The 15,551-nt window shown below is 62.7% G+C and carries 16 protein-coding genes; 15 read left to right on the top strand and 1 reads right to left on the bottom strand.

Features of this window, described 5'->3' with window-relative positions; genetic code table 11:
• Nucleotides 1–72: 72 nt before the first annotated feature.
• The 12 genes from IDH44_RS04795 to leuS all read left to right on the top strand — a co-directional run bounded on the left by IDH44_RS04795 (nucleotide 73) and on the right by leuS (nucleotide 12,160).
• Nucleotides 73–1,221, top strand: coding sequence for a DUF58 domain-containing protein (locus IDH44_RS04795; RefSeq protein WP_223869374.1), 1,149 nt, complete (start codon nucleotides 73–75; stop codon nucleotides 1,219–1,221).
• Nucleotides 1,205–3,448, top strand: a complete 2,244-nt coding sequence (locus tag IDH44_RS04790; RefSeq protein WP_190915233.1) for a DUF4129 domain-containing transglutaminase family protein — start codon at nucleotides 1,205–1,207, stop codon at nucleotides 3,446–3,448. Before IDH44_RS04795 ends, IDH44_RS04790 begins: the two co-directional genes overlap by 17 nt.
• A 116-nt stretch (nucleotides 3,449–3,564) precedes the next feature.
• Entirely contained in the window at nucleotides 3,565–4,089 is a 525-nt protein-coding gene (locus tag IDH44_RS04785; RefSeq protein ID WP_190915231.1) for a YqeG family HAD IIIA-type phosphatase, read from the top strand.
• Nucleotides 4,086–5,204, top strand: coding sequence for a ribosome biogenesis GTPase YqeH (yqeH, locus tag IDH44_RS04780; RefSeq protein ID WP_190915229.1), 1,119 nt, complete (start codon nucleotides 4,086–4,088; stop codon nucleotides 5,202–5,204). Before IDH44_RS04785 ends, yqeH begins: the two co-directional genes overlap by 4 nt.
• Nucleotides 5,205–5,245: 41 nt before the next feature.
• Nucleotides 5,246–6,103: a shikimate dehydrogenase gene (aroE, locus tag IDH44_RS04775; RefSeq protein WP_190915227.1), complete on the top strand. Its 858-nt coding sequence runs from the start codon at nucleotides 5,246–5,248 to the stop codon at nucleotides 6,101–6,103.
• Nucleotides 6,104–6,155: 52 nt separating this feature from the next.
• A complete protein-coding gene (gene yhbY, locus IDH44_RS04770) occupies nucleotides 6,156–6,452 on the top strand; it encodes a ribosome assembly RNA-binding protein YhbY (RefSeq protein WP_190915226.1) in 297 nt (98 codons plus the stop codon).
• Between the two features lie 24 nt (nucleotides 6,453–6,476).
• Entirely contained in the window at nucleotides 6,477–7,067 is a 591-nt protein-coding gene (nadD, locus tag IDH44_RS04765; RefSeq protein ID WP_190915224.1) for a nicotinate-nucleotide adenylyltransferase, read from the top strand.
• Nucleotides 7,057–7,620: a bis(5'-nucleosyl)-tetraphosphatase (symmetrical) YqeK gene (gene yqeK, locus IDH44_RS04760; RefSeq protein ID WP_190915222.1), complete on the top strand. Its 564-nt coding sequence runs from the start codon at nucleotides 7,057–7,059 to the stop codon at nucleotides 7,618–7,620. The genes nadD and yqeK overlap by 11 nt, the downstream gene beginning before the upstream one ends.
• A gap of 3 nt (nucleotides 7,621–7,623) precedes the next feature.
• Nucleotides 7,624–7,971, top strand: coding sequence for a ribosome silencing factor (gene rsfS, locus IDH44_RS04755; protein ID WP_190915220.1), 348 nt, complete (start codon nucleotides 7,624–7,626; stop codon nucleotides 7,969–7,971).
• Nucleotides 7,968–8,882 carry a CvfB family protein gene (locus IDH44_RS04750; protein WP_190915218.1) on the top strand — a complete coding sequence of 305 codons (915 nt, stop codon included), beginning with the start codon at nucleotides 7,968–7,970 and terminating at the stop codon, nucleotides 8,880–8,882. The genes rsfS and IDH44_RS04750 overlap by 4 nt, the downstream gene beginning before the upstream one ends.
• 21 nt (nucleotides 8,883–8,903) lie before the next feature.
• Nucleotides 8,904–9,668, top strand: a complete 765-nt coding sequence (locus IDH44_RS04745) for a class I SAM-dependent DNA methyltransferase (RefSeq protein ID WP_190915216.1) — start codon at nucleotides 8,904–8,906, stop codon at nucleotides 9,666–9,668.
• Between the two features lie 62 nt (nucleotides 9,669–9,730).
• On the top strand, nucleotides 9,731–12,160 hold the full coding sequence (leuS, locus tag IDH44_RS04740; RefSeq protein WP_190915213.1) for a leucine--tRNA ligase: 2,430 nt from the start codon (nucleotides 9,731–9,733) through the stop codon (nucleotides 12,158–12,160).
• Here the strand turns inward: leuS and comER are convergent.
• Nucleotides 12,157–12,996, bottom strand: a complete 840-nt coding sequence (gene comER / locus IDH44_RS04735) for a late competence protein ComER (protein WP_190915211.1) — start codon at nucleotides 12,994–12,996, stop codon at nucleotides 12,157–12,159. The genes leuS and comER overlap by 4 nt on opposite strands.
• 137 nt (nucleotides 12,997–13,133) lie before the next feature.
• On the opposite strand from comER, the gene IDH44_RS04730 reads away from it, so the two are divergent.
• From IDH44_RS04730 to IDH44_RS04720, 3 genes are read left to right on the top strand one after another with little or no spacing between them, the layout of a single operon-like run.
• On the top strand, nucleotides 13,134–13,568 hold the full coding sequence (locus tag IDH44_RS04730; protein WP_223869373.1) for a ComEA family DNA-binding protein: 435 nt from the start codon (nucleotides 13,134–13,136) through the stop codon (nucleotides 13,566–13,568).
• A 48-nt stretch (nucleotides 13,569–13,616) separates the two neighbouring features.
• Complete coding sequence (locus IDH44_RS04725) at nucleotides 13,617–14,909, top strand: homocysteine synthase (protein WP_190915207.1); 1,293 nt, start codon at nucleotides 13,617–13,619, stop codon at nucleotides 14,907–14,909.
• Between the two features lie 38 nt (nucleotides 14,910–14,947).
• The gene (locus IDH44_RS04720; RefSeq protein ID WP_190915205.1) at nucleotides 14,948–15,472 is read left to right on the top strand and encodes a deoxycytidylate deaminase; all 525 of its coding nucleotides are present in this window, start codon (nucleotides 14,948–14,950) and stop codon (nucleotides 15,470–15,472) included.
• The last annotated feature ends 79 nt before the right edge of the window (nucleotides 15,473–15,551 follow it).

Raw genomic sequence — 15,551 nt, 5'->3', positions numbered from 1 at the left:
TGGCGCCTGGCTGCTGGAGTGTACGCCAGCAGCGCATTATATATGTTGTTCCAAGGCGGCAAAACGGCTCTTATGCTTTTTATGATTGTGAACGTGCTTTTTTTGTATCTGTTGCTCGGACGCTGGAGCGGCATCAGCAAGATCAGCGGCGAGCGCAGACTGGTTCAGGCCGGCGGGGCTCAGCAGACTGTGCTGGAGGCCGGCACCCGGCTGAAGATCGAGCTCCAATTTCGCATCCCCGGACTGTGGCCGATTCCTTATGTGCTGGTGCGCGAGCGGCTCGTGCGGCAGGGCGGCAAGGATATGCCGTTCGAGGTCTCGTTTGTGCCGGATTTCCGGCGCCACGGCTCGATTACGTACCTGACGCCTCCGCTTAGCCGCGGGCACTACCGCTTTTCGCCGACGGTATGCTCCACACGGGACGTATTTGGGCTGTTCGAGCACGACGGGACATTTGAGTCCGCGCACCGCTTCAGCGTGCTTCCCCAAAAAATTCGCATCCGCCACTGGAATGAGCTGCACCGCGGCATGAAGGGCCCCTATTCGCATGCCACGGCGCTGCGCTCAATGAAGGAAACGACCCAGCTCAACGGGGTGCGGGATTATCACTACGGCGACCGCCTCTCGCGCATTCATTGGAATGCGACGGCCAAGTCGGGCGAATGGAAGTCAAAGGAATTCGAACGCGAGGCGATGCCGAGGTCGGTTATCGTGCTGGATCGCTGCGAGGCGGCTTACCCGCAGCCGGAGTTCTTCGAGCTGGCCGTGTCGACGGCGGCTTCGCTGGCTGATTTCGGATTGCGGCGCGAGACGGCGACGGGCCTCGTGTCGTCCGGGGCGACGAAGGAAGGGTTTTTGCCGCGTGCCTCAGAGGAGCAGCGCAGCTTGATCGCCAAGCATCTGACGGGCGTCGCTTGCGACGGGCAGTCTGCGCTGTATAGCTCGATGCGTCAGGCCGCGGAGCTGCTGCCGTCCGGCTCGATCGCCGTGATCGTCAGTCCGCAGGGCGGCGAGGAAATGCTGCGCACGATGCAATGGCTGGACCGCAAGGGCCTTGCTCCCTGTCTCATTCATCTGCAGGCGCCTGCGGACAAGACGCCAGAAGCGCTGCACTGGCAGCGGCTTGTGCGCAGCCACGGCTGGCCCCTCTATACGATCGGGCATCTCCAAGAGCTTCCTGCCGCACTGGAAGGAGGCGCGCACCATGCATCCAGTGTTTGACGCTGTACGCCGATATTTGGCGCAGGAATGGTACCGCAAGCTGAAATATTTATTTGTTGCCATCCTGCTCTGGCAGTGGTTTTTTAGCCTGGAGGACTACTGGTGGGAGGAGACCTTCCAGATCGTGTTTGTCGTGCTTGCCTTGAGCACGGCGGCCGAAATGCTCCTGGCCGGACGACGATGGGTGCGGCTGCTGCTCCAATTGCTCGCGCTAATCGCAATCAATATCCATTATACCGGCTATGCCTGGGTGCCGAGATCGGATGAGCCCTGGCGGGAGAGTGTGGCGTGGCGCGATTGGTTCTCCGCCAATCTTACGCAACTGGAGCCATTTCTCTGGATCAGCCTGGGGGTATGGCTGCTGTATCAATTTGCCGCCTTGTGGACCATTACCCGCATGCAGGTGCTTATGCTGGTCTCGATCTGTTTGCTCACGCTGCTCGTAGCGGATTCCTTCAGCCCGCTGCTGCTCTGGGACAATGTGGCCTGGACCGTGTTCGTCGGACTCGCGTGGCTGATTGCCGAGCATCTGTGGCGCTTCCAGTCGAAGCATCCGGAGAGCTGGAAGCATCTGCTGCAGTACCCGGTGTCGCTCATTATGCCGACCTTGCTCGTGCTGGCGCTGGTCATGGCCTCGGGTCTGTTCGTTCCGAATATCGCCCCCGTGTTCAAGGACCCTTATACCGCCTGGAAGGAATCGCGCGGCGAGACGGTGCCCTCCTTCGTAGGCGACAAAGGGCTTAGCGGCAGTCCCGCGGACAACGCGGGAGACAGTCGCTCCGGCTACAGTCGGGGCGACAGCGAGCTGGGCGACGGCTTTCAGTTCGATTATTCGCCGATCATGGAGATCACGACGACCCGGCGCAGCTATTGGCGCGGCGAGACGAAGGGGCTGTATACCGGTACGGGCTGGGAAGACGGATCCGCCGAGCGCCGGGAATCGTCGGTGATCGGACTGATGAACGAGGAGGAGCTGCAGAGGCTGGGCGGCCCAGGCGCAGACGTGGAGACGATCGAGGTCGCGCAGACGGTGACGATGCTCAGAGAAGACGCGCTGCCGGTGCTGTTCGGCGCGGCGCCGATCTCTCGCCTGATGTCGCTGGGGGACGGGGAGGCTCAGGTGCGTATTCCCGGCCGTGTCGCATGGCTGCCCTACTCGTGGGAGCTGCGCTGGCCGGAGGAGGATGAGCGCGCAGCCTATCCGCAGGTCTACTCGATCGTCTCCGAGGTTCCGATCCTGGACGAGGAGGGCCTGCGCGCGGCCGCTGCCGAGCTGGACAGCTCGCAGCAGCGCCAGACGTACCTGCAGCTGCCGGACGGCTTGCCGCAGCGCGTCATGGATCTGGCCGAGGAGATTACGGCCGCTGCCGAATCGGATTACGAGCGCATGCGCGCGCTCGAGGATTATCTCAAGCTCACGTTCCCCTATACGAACACGCCCGATCTTTCGCGGCGGGAGAGCGACGATTTTGTCGACGCGTTTTTGTTCGAGGTGCAGGAGGGCTACTGCGATTATTATTCGAGCGCGCTGGCGGTCATGGGCCGCACGATCGGCGTGCCGACCCGCTGGGTCAAGGGCTATGCCCCGGGGGTGCTGCCGGCCGATCCGTTCATGGAATCGATGCCGGACGAGCTGGAGCTGAACCCGGAAGGCTCGGGCACCTATACAGTCCGCAACGCAGATGCGCACAGCTGGGTGGAGGCGTACTTTGAAGGCTACGGCTGGATTGCCTTCGAGCCGACCGCGGGCTTCAGCTTCCCGTACAGCTATGCCGAGGAAGAGCCGGAGGTGTCGGTGGAAGAAGTCGAACCGGCCGCGCCGGTCGAGTCCGCGCCGGAGACGGCGCCGGATCGGCGGACGAACTGGATGCCCTTCGTCGGAGCGGCCATGGTCGCGCTGTTGGCCGCGTGGACGGTGCTCAGGCGCCGCCAGCTGCTTGCCTCGGCGCGCAATTGGAGACTCCGCCATTATACGGCCAATCAGCGCATCGTGTGGGAGATGGAGCGGTTGCTGCGCGATTGTCGCCGCAAAGGGCTGCAATACGCAGAGCACGAGACGTTGCGTGAAGCGATTCGGCGCTGGGGAGGCGAGCGCAGCTACCTGCTTGACGATTTTCAAGCGGTGCTGCAATCGTTCGAACTGGCCAAGTATAGCGGGCGACTGGTGACGAGCGAGGAGGCGGAGCTGGCCGCCGCGCGCATCAAGCAGCTCAGAGAAAAGCTTTAGCGATTCGCACGCCGGAATCCGAAAACAGCGGATTCCGGCTTTTCTTTGCAACAAATTCACGGATTATGGTATAGTTTTTGCTATGATGAAAGGTTGGATTCAAAGGGGTCGGGGACATGTTTAAGCGGCTGCTGCCGAAAATGATCGTCAACACGATTTATGATATTGATTTGCAAAAACTGCATGAACTTGGGCTGCGCGGCATCATTACCGACCTGGATAATACGCTGGTCGGCGCACGCGACCCGAGCGCGACGCCCGAGCTGATTGACTGGCTGGACGATTTGCGCGCGCTCGGCTTCAAGGTCGTCATCGTGTCCAACAACAACATGACGCGGGTCTCGAACTTCTCGGAGCCGCTGAGCATCCCGTTCATCCACGCGGCCCGCAAGCCCGCCTCCAAGGCGTTCAGACGGGCGCTGCAGGTGCTGGATCTGCCGGCCGACCAGACGGCGGTCGTCGGCGACCAGATGCTGACCGACATGCTCGGCGGCAGCCGGATGGGGCTACATACGATTTTGGTCACGCCGATCGCGCCCAAGGACGAGGGCATCATGACCAAGATCAATCGCGGAATCGAAAAGATCGCGCTTGCCAGGCTGCGCAAAAAAGGCCTGTGGCCGGAGGAGGACAAGAAGTGAATGGAACGGATACGGCGCCTGTCTGCTCGGGCTGCGGCGCCGAGCTGCAGACGCTGGATGCAGCGCGACCCGGCTACGTGCCGGCGTCTGCGCTGACGCGCTCGCCGGCGGTGTGCCAGCGCTGCTTTCGCATCAAAAATTACAACGAAGCCGCTACGGTGGCCGTCGATCAGGACGATTATTTGCGACTGCTCGGCGGCATTGCCGCCACGCGCAGTCTGGTCGTCCATATTGTGGACGTTTTTGATTTTGAGGGCAGTCTGATCGGCGGCCTCGGCCGCTTCGTCGGCAACAATCCGGTTCTGCTGGCCGTCAACAAAGTGGACCTTCTGCCGAAGGCGGTCAACTTGAACCGAATTCGCAATTGGGTGCAGCAGCAGGCCAAGCTGGCCGGCATTCGCACGGTGGACGTGATTTTGTTCAGCGCGAAGCGCGGGCTCGGCATGGACAAGCTGATCGATGCGATCGAGCGCCAGCGCTCTGGCCGGGACGTCTACGTCGTCGGCGCGACCAATGCCGGCAAGTCGACGATGATCAACCGCCTGATCCGCGATTACAGCGACCTCGACAATGAAGTGACGGTGTCGCGTTACCCCGGCACGACGCTGGGCGAGATCCGCATTCCGCTCGAAGACGGCGCGAGCATCGTCGACACGCCCGGCATCGTATACCCGTCGCGTCTGACGGAGCTGGTGCCGCGCCGCATTCTCGGGGCGCTCATGCCGGAGAAGCCAATCAAGCCGCTCGTGTATCAGTTGAACAGCGGCCAGACGCTGTTTTTCGGCGCGCTGGCCCGGCTCGATTTTGCAGAGGGCGAGCGGCAATCGTTCACGGTCTATGCCGGCGCCGGGGTCAAGGTGCATCGGACCAAGCTCGAGCGCGCGGACGCGCTGTACGAGGAGCATCGCGGGGAACTGCTGACCCCGCCGACCCGGGACGAACTGGCCGATCTGCCGGCCTGGACGCGCCATTCGCTGCGCGTGCCCGCCGGCGCGGCCAAGGATGTGTACATTTCCGGCCTCGGCTGGATTGCCGTCAACGGCAGCGGCGGCGCGCTGCTGGACGTTCATGCGCCGAAGGGCGTCAAGGTGCTGCTGCGCGACGCGTTAATTTAAAAAGAATAGAAAGTATGGAACATATAGGAGACTTCGATCATATGCAGGACATTATTCAGGTGGACAGCCATACGGTGCTCTATGCCGTCATCGGCGATCCGATTCGCCATTCCAAGTCCCCGCTGATGCTCAACCGGGCGTTCGCAGAGGCAGGGATCAACGGCGTATACACGGCGTTTCACGTCAAAAAGGAGCAATTGGGCGACTTTGTCGCCGGTGTGCGCGCCATGGGGGTACGGGGCGTCAATGTGACAATCCCGCACAAGCTCGACATCATGCCGCATCTTGACCGCATCGACGAGAGCAGCCGGGCGATCGGCGCAGTCAATACGATCGTCAACGACGACGGCGTGCTGACCGGGTACAATACCGACGGACTCGGCTATGTGCGCTCGCTCAAGGAGGAGGTCGAGCCGGAACTCGCGGGCAAGCGCATTGTCGTGCTGGGCGCAGGAGGCGCCGCGCGCGGCGTGCTCTACGCGCTGACAAAGGAGCGGCCCGGCGCGATCACGGTCGTCAACCGTACGCTGGCCAAGGCCGAGGCGCTGGCGCGCGACCTGGCGCCTTACGGCACGGTCGCCGCGGCGGACAGCGGCGCGCTGGCGCGGCTGTGCGCGGACGCGGATATCGTCATCAATACGACGAGCGTGGGGATGCACCCGTCAACGGATGAAGTCCCGCTCGACGCCGGATGGCTGCGTCCGGGCGCGGTGGCCAGCGATCTCATCTACAACCCGATGGTGACGCGATTTTTGCGCGAGGCGGAGCAGCGCGGCTGCCGCATTCACGGCGGACTGGGCATGTTCGTCTACCAGGGCGCGCTTGCCTTCGAATATTGGACCGGCCGTCCCGCTCCGGTGGCTGCGATGCGCGAGGTCGTGCTGCGCGCCTTCACGTGAAGGCCTGGTCGCGGCGACAGGATTCATTCATATCGAAGAGGAGTATATACCTATGCTGACCGGAAAACAAAAACGCTATCTTCGCGGAGAAGCGCACCATCTGCAGCCGATCTTCCAGATCGGCAAGGGCGGCTACAACGCGCACCTCGTGCGCCACATTCAGGAAGCGATCGAAACGCGCGAGCTGATGAAAATCTCCGTGCTGAACAACTGCCTGGACGACCCGAAGGCGCTCGGCGAGCAGCTTGCCAGTGAATCAGGGGCCGAGCTGGTGCAGGTCATCGGCAAAACGATCGTGCTCTACAAGGAATCCAAAGACCACAAAACGATTGAGCTGCCGCGGGCCTAGAACGGCCGCAAAGGAGGACAAAAAATGCTGCAAGTCGGATTGATGGGAGGCACCTTCGACCCGATTCATTACGGCCATTTGCTGGCTGCCGAATCGGCGCGCGAGCAGCTCGGGCTGGACGAGGTATGGTTCGTACCGAGCCATCATCCGCCGCTCAAGCCGCATGCGCCGCAGGCATCGGGCGAACAGCGGCTCGAAATGGTGTTTCGCGCCATCGACTTTCAACCTCATTTCCGGGCGATGCCGATCGAGCTGGAGCGTGAAGGCACCTCCTTCACCATCGATACGGTGGCCGCGCTGCGCGAGCAGTACCCGGAGCGGGAATTTGCGGTCATTATCGGCGCCGATCGGGTCAACGATCTGGCGCAATGGCATCGCATCGAGGAGCTGGCCCGGGGCGTGTCGTTTATCGCGCTGCGTCGTCCGGGCGTAGAGCTGGACTGCGCCAGCTTGCCGGCTTATTTGCGCGAGCGGCTGCGGATCTGCGACATGCCGCAAATGGGGGTATCCTCGACCGAAATCCGCGAGCGCTGCGCCGCCGGGCGCTCGATTCGCTTCCTCGTGCCGGACAAGGTGCGCCAGTTTATTTTGAGGAACGGCCTATATGGAGCGTAAAGCGCTGATCGAAGCGGTCAGGACGCAGATGCCCGAGCGCCGCTGGCAGCATACCGAAGGCGTCATGCAGACCTCGATCGTGCTCGCGCGCCGCTTCGGCGCCGAGCCGGAACGCGCCGAGCTGGCCGCGATTCTGCACGACGTAGCCAAGTTTTGGCCGGTGGAGCGCATGCGCGAGGCCATAGTGGAGGAAAATCGCTACACGGACGTTCTGGCATACGACAAGGAACTCTGGCATGCCCACGCGGGCGCCTACGCCGCGGGCCGCGACTATGACGTCCGCGATCCCGAGGTGCTGGACGCGATTCGCTATCATACCTCGGGTCGGGAGCGGATGTCGCTGCTGGAGCGGGTCGTATGGCTGGCCGATCTGATCGAGCCGGGTCGCAATTTCCCGGGCGTGGAGCAGATTCGGACGCTGGCCGAGCACGATTTGCGGGGGGCGCTGATCGAGGGCTTCGATACGACGATTGCATATTTGCTAGCCAAGAAGAAAAGAATTTATCCATTGACTGTATTGGCAAGAAACGATTTGATGACCGAAGGAGGGTAAGCGATGACCGTAAGTTCGAGAGCATTCATGCAGATCGCCGTACATGCGGCGGAGGAAAAGAAGGCACAAAATATCGTCGCGCTGAATCTGGAGAACGTTTCGCTGGTGGCGGACTATTTCGTCATCTGCCACGGCAATTCGGACGTCCAGGTCCAGTCGATCGTCACCGAGGTGCGCAAGCGGGTCGAGGAAGCGGGCGGACGGATGCGCGGCGTCGAGGGGATGGACACGGCGCGCTGGGTGCTGATGGACCTGGGCGATGTCGTCGTGCACGTGTTTCACCGCGAGGAGCGGGAGTATTACAACATTGAGCGGCTGTGGTCGGATGCCAAGGTCGAGGAATTCGCATGAGCCTGGTCGCGGGCACGTACCGCACGCTCGAGGTCAAGCGCGAGGTGGAGCCTAACGGCTACTATGTCGGCGAGGACGATCAAGAAGTACTGCTGCACTATAGCGAGATTGTCGGCGACCGTCCGCAGATCGGAGACGCGATCGAGGTGTTCCTGTTCTTCGATACGGAGGACCGTCCGGCGGCGACGATGAAGCGTCCGCTGCTCGCCTTGGGCGAGCTCGGACGCCTGGTGGTGGCGGATATCCATCCGCGGCTCGGCTGCTTCCTCGAGATCGGGCTCGGACGCCAGCTGCTGCTGCCGCTCTCCGAGCTGCCGGAGCAGCGCGAGTATCGGCCGCAGCGCGGCGATGAAGTGTTCGTGCGCATGGAGCAGGACAAGGCCGGGCGGCTGATTGCAGCTGTCGCGCGCGAGGAGGATCTGGCGCCGCTCGTTTTTTCGGTGCCTGACGCATGGCGCAACAGCTGGGTCGAGGGCTGGGTCACCAAGACGCTGCAGCTCGGTTCTTTTGTGCTGCTCGACGGCGGCGATGTCGGCTTTGGCGCGTACGGCATGATCCCGGACGAGGCGCGCACGCGGCCGCTGCGCATGGGCGAGCGCGTACGGGCCCGTGTCACCTACATCCGCGAGGACGGCCGCGCCAATCTGGCGATGACCCCGCCCAAGGAGATCGGGCGCACGGAGGATGCGGCCCGGCTGCTGGCCTTCCTGCGGGAGCGTCCCGGCGGCGCGATGCCGTACTCGGACGAGACGCCGCCGGAGGTCATCAAGCAGCGCTTCGGCATCAGCAAGGCGGCGTTCAAGCGCGCGCTCGGCAAGCTCATGCGCGAGGGCGCGGTCACCCAGAAAGGCAGCTGGACGCACCTGGCGGAAGACAAGGCGCAGGACGCAGCTGAAGAGGCCCCCGAATAGACGAATATAGGAGAGAACAATATGTGCGCTTATCGCCAGTTCGCGTCGGTCTATGACCGGTTGATGGAGGATATGCCTTACCCGGCGTGGCTGCGCTTCGCCAGACAGGTCTGGGAACGCGGCGAAATGCCGCGCACCGTGGCCGATCTGGGCTGCGGTACGGGCAGCATTGCCATTCCGCTGGCGAAGTCGGGCTTCGAGGTGTTCGGAATCGACCTGTCGGCGGATATGCTCGCCGTGGCGCGCAGCAAGTGGGAGACGTCGCCGCAGCGGGCGATGCCGTCGAGCGCGGGCTCCATCCGCTGGCTGCAGCAGGATCTGCGCGATTGGGAGCTGCCGGAGCCTGTCGATGCGGCGATATCGTTTTGCGATTGCATCAATTATTTGACCGAAGAAGAGGATGTGGAGGCCGCGTTTCGCGCCACCTGCCGCGGACTGAAGCCGGGCGGCTTGTTTCTTTTTGACGCGCATGCGCCGTCCCAGCTGCGTCGTTACGCCGAGGAGCAGCCGTTCGTGCTGGACGAGCGCGACGTCGCTTATATCTGGACGAGCGAGCTCGACAGCCGCCGGATGGAGATCGAGCACCGGCTGACGATTTTTGCGCGGGAGTCGGGCGAGCGCTTCATCCGGTTTGAGGAAGTGCACGTCCAGCGCGCATACGAGGCGCAATGGCTGGTCGGCGCGCTGCGCCGGGCCGGCTTTTCCGATGCGCGCTGCTTTGCGGATTTTGAGCTCAGCGCCCCGGACGCCGATGCGCAGCGTCTCTTCTTCGTCGCCCGCCGCTAAATACATAGCCAATCAAGCCGGCATGGTGCTATACTGGAAAGCAAGTTGAGGAGGCTTCGCACATGAGTCAGGAACAGGGATACAATCCGCTTGTCATCGAGCCGAAATGGCAGCGGCACTGGGAAGAACATAAAACCTTTAAAACGACGGAGGATGCGGACAAGCCGAAATTTTATGCGCTGGACATGTTCCCTTATCCGTCCGGAGCGGGGCTGCACGTCGGGCATCCCGAGGGATACACGGCGACGGATATCGTCGCGCGCTACAAACGGATGCGCGGCTTCAACGTGCTGCATCCGATGGGCTGGGACGCATTCGGCCTGCCCGCCGAGCAGCATGCGCTCGACACCGGGCAGCATCCGCGCGACATTACGTTCAAAAATATCGACAACTTCCGTCGGCAAATTAAATCGCTGGGCTTCTCGTACGATTGGGATCGCGAGCTGAGCACGACCGATCCCGACTACTACAAGTGGACCCAATGGATCTTCATTCAGCTCTACAAGCGCGGACTCGCCTATGTAGCGGAAGTGCCGGTGAACTGGTGCGAGGCGCTCGGCACGGTGCTGGCCAACGAAGAGGTCATCGACGGCCTCAGCGAGCGCGGCGGCCATCCGGTCGTGCGCAAGCCGATGCGCCAATGGGTGCTCAAGATCACGGCCTACGCCGAGCGGCTGCTCGAAGACCTGGAGGAGCTGGACTGGGCGGAGAGCATCAAGGACATGCAGCGCAACTGGATCGGCAAGTCGACCGGCGCCGAGGTGACCTTCCCGATCGACGGCACCGACCGCGCGCTGGAGGTGTTCACGACGCGCCCGGACACATTATTCGGAGCGACGTATTGCGTGCTGGCGCCGGAGCATGAGCTGGTCGACGCGATCGTCACCGCCGATCGCCGGGAGGCAGTCATCGCCTATCGGGACGCAGCGGCGCGCAAGAGCGATCTGGAGCGCACCGATCTGGCCAAGACCAAGTCGGGCGAATTCACCGGCGCCTACGCGCGCAATCCCGTGAGCGGGGAGCGCGTGCCGATCTGGATCGCCGACTATGTGCTGGCGGGCTATGGCACCGGCGCCATCATGGCGGTGCCCGGACACGATCAGCGCGACTGGGAGTTCGCCTCCCAATTCGGGCTGCCGATCGTGGAGGTCGTGCAGGGCGGGGACGTGACCGAGGAGGCGTATACGGGAGACGGTCCGCACGTCGGCTCGGGCATCCTCGACGGGCTGCACAATGCGGAAGCGATCCCGCGTATGATCGCTTGGCTGGAAGAGCAGGGCAAGGGTCGCGGCAAAGTCACGTATCGCCTGCGGGACTGGCTGTTCAGCCGCCAGCGCTACTGGGGCGAGCCGATCCCGATCCTGCATCTGGAGGACGGCACGATGAAGCCGGTGCCCGAGGAGGAGCTGCCGCTGCTGCTGCCGGACGTCGATCAGATCACGCCGTCGGGGACGGGCGAATCGCCGCTGGCGGTCGTCGCGGACTGGGTGGAGACGGTCGATCCGGAGACCGGCCAGCGGGCGCGCCGCGAGACGAATACGATGCCCCAATGGGCCGGCAGCTGCTGGTATTATCTGCGCTACATCGATCCGCACAACAGCGAGCAGCTCTGCGCCCCGGACAAGCAGGAGCAGTGGCTGCCGGTCGATCTGTATATCGGCGGCGCCGAGCATGCGGTGCTGCATCTGCTCTATGCGCGGTTCTGGCACAAGGTGCTCTACGACATCGGCGTCGTCTCCACCAAGGAGCCGTTCCAAAAGCTCGTCAACCAGGGCATGATCCTCGGCACAAACAACGAGAAAATGAGCAAATCGCGCGGCAACGTCATCAACCCCGACGAAATCGTCGGCTCGTACGGCGCCGATACGCTGCGCATGTACGAGATGTTCATGGGACCGCTGGAGGCGACCAAGCCGTGGAACGGAAGCGGCGTCGAAGGCGTGCACCGCTTCCTTAGCCGGGTGTGGCGGCTGTTCGTCGCGGAGGACGGCGCGCTCAATTCGAAGATCGCGGACGTTCCCGGCGAGGAAGGCCTGCGCCGCACCTGGCATCGCACGATCAAAAAAGTGACGGACGATTATGAGCAACTCCGCTTCAATACGGCGATCAGCCAGCTGATGATCTTCACCAATGAAGCGTACAAGGCCGACGCGCTGCCGCGGGAGGCGATGACGCATTTTGTCCAGCTGCTCGCGCCGGTCGCTCCGCATATCGCCGAGGAGCTGTGGGCGCGCCTGGGCCATGCCGAATCGGTGAGCCACTCCGTCTGGCCGTCCTACGACGAGGCGCTGACCGTCGACCAGGAGGTCGAGATCGTCGTCCAGGTCAACGGCAAGATCGTGCAGCGCCTGGCGGTTGCGGCCGACCTGGAAGGGGCGGAGTTGGAGCGCGCCGCCCGGGTGCTGGACAAGGTGCAGGCGGCCATTTCCGGCAAAACCGTCCGCAAAATCATTGCCGTCAAAGGCAAGCTCGTCAACATTGTTGCGAATTAAGAGCCGTTGATTTTTTCGCCGTACAGCGAGATGCCGACCTTTTCCACATCCTCGGCGAACTTGGCGTGCGTCGTGCGGATGAGGCGGTTGAAGACGCCGTCGAGCTCGGTATCGAGCATGCGCAGCGCCTTGGCGGTGATGCCGCCGGGGACGCTGACGCGGGCTTGCAGCTGCTCGGGCGACAGGGCGCCGTCGGTAAGCAGCTTGCCGGTGCCGAGCAGCATGCTCGAGGCAAGCCGGGACGCCTCTTCGCGCGCAATGCCGGTCTCCTCTACGGCGGCGTCAATGTACTTTTGCAGCAAAAAAGCAAAAAATGCCGGACCGCAGCTCGACAGATCGGAGGCAATGCGCGTGTACGCCTCGTCGATCTGCAGCGGTCGGCCAATGGAGCCGAGCAGCGCCTCCAGCCGCTCGCAGTCGGCGGCGGAAGCGCGGCTGCCGTAGGTGCACAGGACGACGCCGCTGAACACGTCGTTCGTAATGCTCGGAATCATTTTGGCGACTTTGCACGGCATCATATCTTCCAATTGGGCCAGAAGCACTGGACTTGTGATCGAGACGATCATCTGTTCCGGCTGCATGCTGGCCTTTATTTCGTCCAGCACCTGGCGATACTCCAGCGGCTTGACGCACAGGAAGACGAGCTCGCAGCCGAGCACAGCCTCCAGGTTGGACGCGACCGCTTGCAGACCGGGATGCCGGATGGCCAGCCGCTCCGCCTTTGCACGGGTTCGATTGGCGGCGCGGATTTGCTGGGGCTGCAGAGCGCCGGAGCGAATGAACGCATCAATGAGCAGACTGCCCATGCTGCCGGTGCCGATGAATCCGACTTTCATCTGAATCCCTCCTTCTTACTTAATAGGGGAAATACCGTAGCGGCTGCTCTTCCTAGCGTATGCAGAGCGGCTTGCCCGAAATACCGCATGATTCGAGCGAATCCGGGAAAAATTTCGACGAAGGGAAGGTGCAAGAGATGAAACGATCACTGCAAGGCAGGCAGCGCCGTCGCTCCGGGGGGCGCGGACTGGCAGCGCTGCTCGCCGCAGCCGCGCTGTGTCTTGCCGTCGCGGCCGTCACGCTGGAGCGTCCTGCCGACGAGGACGTGCCCTGGCAGCGGGTAGACGCCGCAGTGTCGCTGGCGCTGGAGGGCATGGCCGCCGCCCAGGAAGCGGCCGCCGCTGCGAGCGAGCCTGAGGGGCCCGTCGATCTCAATGCGGCGAGCGCGGCCGAGCTGCAGGCGCTGCAGGGCATAGGGCCGGCCAAGGCGCAAGCGATTGTGGACGATCGCGAGACCAACGGACCTTTTGCGCAAGCGGAGGATTTGCTGCGGGTGACGGGCATCGGCGAGAAAACTTTGGAAAATTTGAAAGCTGACATTGTCGTGTACCCGGTAGATGTGCGAGAATAGAAAGGAAGAGGAATGAATCATATTAGGGAAGAGGAGGAAACCTTATCCATGTCTGATACCAAAAAACAATCGCTTGCTACCATTGCCGTTCACGGCGGCCAGGAAATCGATCCGACGACGATGTCTCGGGCCGTCCCGATCTATCAGACGACCTCGTACGGATTTCGCGATACCGAGCATGCCGCGAACCTGTTCGGTCTGAAGGAATTCGGAAATATCTACTCGCGCATCATGAATCCGACCAACGACGTCCTCGAGAAGCGGATCGCCGCGCTGGAGGGCGGGGCGGCGGCGCTGGCCGTCGCGTCCGGCCAAGCGGCCATTACGTATTCGATCCTGAACATTGCCGGCTCGGGCGATGAGATCGTCGCTTCGGCCAGCCTCTACGGCGGTACATACAACCTGTTCTCCACGACGCTGCCGAAGCTGGGCGTGACCGTCAAGTTCGTCGATCCGTCCGACCCGGACAATTTCCGCGCGGCGCTGACGGACAAGACGAAGGCGGTGTACGCCGAAACGATCGGCAATCCGAAGGGCGACGTCCTCGATCTGGAGGCGGTGGCGAACATTGCGCATGCGCACGGCGTGCCGCTCATCGTGGACAACACCTTCCCGACGCCGTATCTGTGCCGGCCGCTGGAGCACGGCGCCGACATCGTGGTCCACTCTGCGACCAAATTCATCGGCGGCCATGGCACCTCGATCGGCGGTCTGATCGTCGACGGCGGCAGCTTCGACTGGAAGGCCAGCGGCAAATTCCCGGGCCTGACCGAGCCGGACCCGAGCTACCACGGCGTCGTCTATACCGAGGCGGTCGGTCCGATCGCCTTCATCATCAAGGCCCGGGTGCAGTTGCTGCGCGATATGGGCGCGGCGATGTCGCCATTCAACGGCTTCATGTTCCTGCAGGGGCTGGAGACGCTGCATCTGCGGATGGAGCGGCACAGCGCCAATGCGCTGCGCGTCGCGCAATTCCTCGAAGGCCATGAGGCGGTGGAGTGGGTCAACTACCCTGGTCTGTCGAGCCACCCTTCCTACGATCTGGCGAAGAAATACATGCCGGAGGGACAGGGCGCGATCATGACCTTCGGTGTCAAGGGCGGGCTGGAGGCCGGTCGCAAGCTGATCCACGCGGTAGAGCTGCTGTCGCATCTCGCCAATGTGGGCGACTCCAAGTCGCTGATCATTCACCCGGCGAGCACGACCCATCAGCAGCTGCGCGAGGAGGAGCAGACGGCGGCCGGCGTGTCGCCGGGCATGGTGCGCCTCTCGATCGGCACCGAGGGCATCGAGGACATCATCGCCGATCTCGAGCAAGCGCTGCAGGTCAGTCAGGGCTAAGGCGCGCTCAGCGCCCCGGTACGAAAGGAAGGGTGACGATGGCGCAGCATCAGGCGTCCCGCAAGGATTGGGACACGTACTTCATGGATATCGCCTACATGGTCTCTACGCGATCCCGCTGCCCGAGACGCCATGTCGGAGCCGTGCTCGTGCAGGGCAAAAAGCTGCTCGGCACAGCGTACAACGGCGCCCCGATGGGCGTATCCGATTGCTCGGAGGCGGGCTGCATGATCGTCGGCGAATACGAGCTCGTGCGCGAAGGCGAGCAAGAAAAAATGGTGAAAAAGGAGCGCTGCATCCGCACGATCCACGCCGAGCAGAACCTGCTGCTGTTCACCGACCGCGTCGATCGGGAGGGCTCCACGGTGTATGTCACCGATCAGCCGTGCTGGACCTGCGCCAACATGCTGGCCAACAGCGGCGTACAGGAGATCGTGTATCATCGCCCTTACCTGAAGGATCACGATAAAGTGCTGCAATTAATGGAGAAAAAGGGAATGCGATTCCGGCAGCTGGGCGGCTATCAGCCGCCGGAGCAGACGCGTATGGAGCCGGCGCCTTGATTGCTTCTGCCGAGCCGGCTCTTTGCAACCGAATCTAATTGCGAAAAGGAAGAACCTTTTCACATCGTTTTTTTTCGAT

Source organism: Paenibacillus sabuli (genome assembly GCF_014705605.1).
GTDB classification, from domain to species: Bacteria; Bacillota; Bacilli; order Paenibacillales; family Paenibacillaceae; genus Paenibacillus_D; species Paenibacillus_D sabuli.
This window is presented reverse-complemented; position numbering and strand designations above follow the sequence as displayed.

Bases quoted from the DNA above. Each gene is read 5' to 3' on its own strand.
- IDH44_RS04750 (WP_190915218.1), top strand. From the start codon at position 7,968: ATGAGCCTGGTCGCGGGCACGTACCGCACGCTCGAGGTCAAGCGCGAG.
- comER (WP_190915211.1), bottom strand. From the start codon at position 12,996: ATGAAAGTCGGATTCATCGGCACCGGCAGCATGGGCAGTCTGCTCATT.
- leuS (WP_190915213.1), top strand. From the start codon at position 9,731: ATGAGTCAGGAACAGGGATACAATCCGCTTGTCATCGAGCCGAAATGG.
- IDH44_RS04795 (WP_223869374.1), top strand. From the start codon at position 73: ATGCTTTTTATGATTGTGAACGTGCTTTTTTTGTATCTGTTGCTCGGA.
- IDH44_RS04745 (WP_190915216.1), top strand. From the start codon at position 8,904: ATGTGCGCTTATCGCCAGTTCGCGTCGGTCTATGACCGGTTGATGGAG.
- rsfS (WP_190915220.1), top strand. From the start codon at position 7,624: ATGACCGTAAGTTCGAGAGCATTCATGCAGATCGCCGTACATGCGGCG.
- IDH44_RS04730 (WP_223869373.1), top strand. From the start codon at position 13,134: ATGAAACGATCACTGCAAGGCAGGCAGCGCCGTCGCTCCGGGGGGCGC.
- yhbY (WP_190915226.1), top strand. From the start codon at position 6,156: ATGCTGACCGGAAAACAAAAACGCTATCTTCGCGGAGAAGCGCACCAT.
- yqeK (WP_190915222.1), top strand. From the start codon at position 7,057: ATGGAGCGTAAAGCGCTGATCGAAGCGGTCAGGACGCAGATGCCCGAG.
- IDH44_RS04785 (WP_190915231.1), top strand. From the start codon at position 3,565: ATGTTTAAGCGGCTGCTGCCGAAAATGATCGTCAACACGATTTATGAT.
- IDH44_RS04790 (WP_190915233.1), top strand. From the start codon at position 1,205: ATGCATCCAGTGTTTGACGCTGTACGCCGATATTTGGCGCAGGAATGG.
- aroE (WP_190915227.1), top strand. From the start codon at position 5,246: ATGCAGGACATTATTCAGGTGGACAGCCATACGGTGCTCTATGCCGTC.
- nadD (WP_190915224.1), top strand. From the start codon at position 6,477: ATGCTGCAAGTCGGATTGATGGGAGGCACCTTCGACCCGATTCATTAC.
- IDH44_RS04720 (WP_190915205.1), top strand. From the start codon at position 14,948: ATGGCGCAGCATCAGGCGTCCCGCAAGGATTGGGACACGTACTTCATG.
- IDH44_RS04725 (WP_190915207.1), top strand. From the start codon at position 13,617: ATGTCTGATACCAAAAAACAATCGCTTGCTACCATTGCCGTTCACGGC.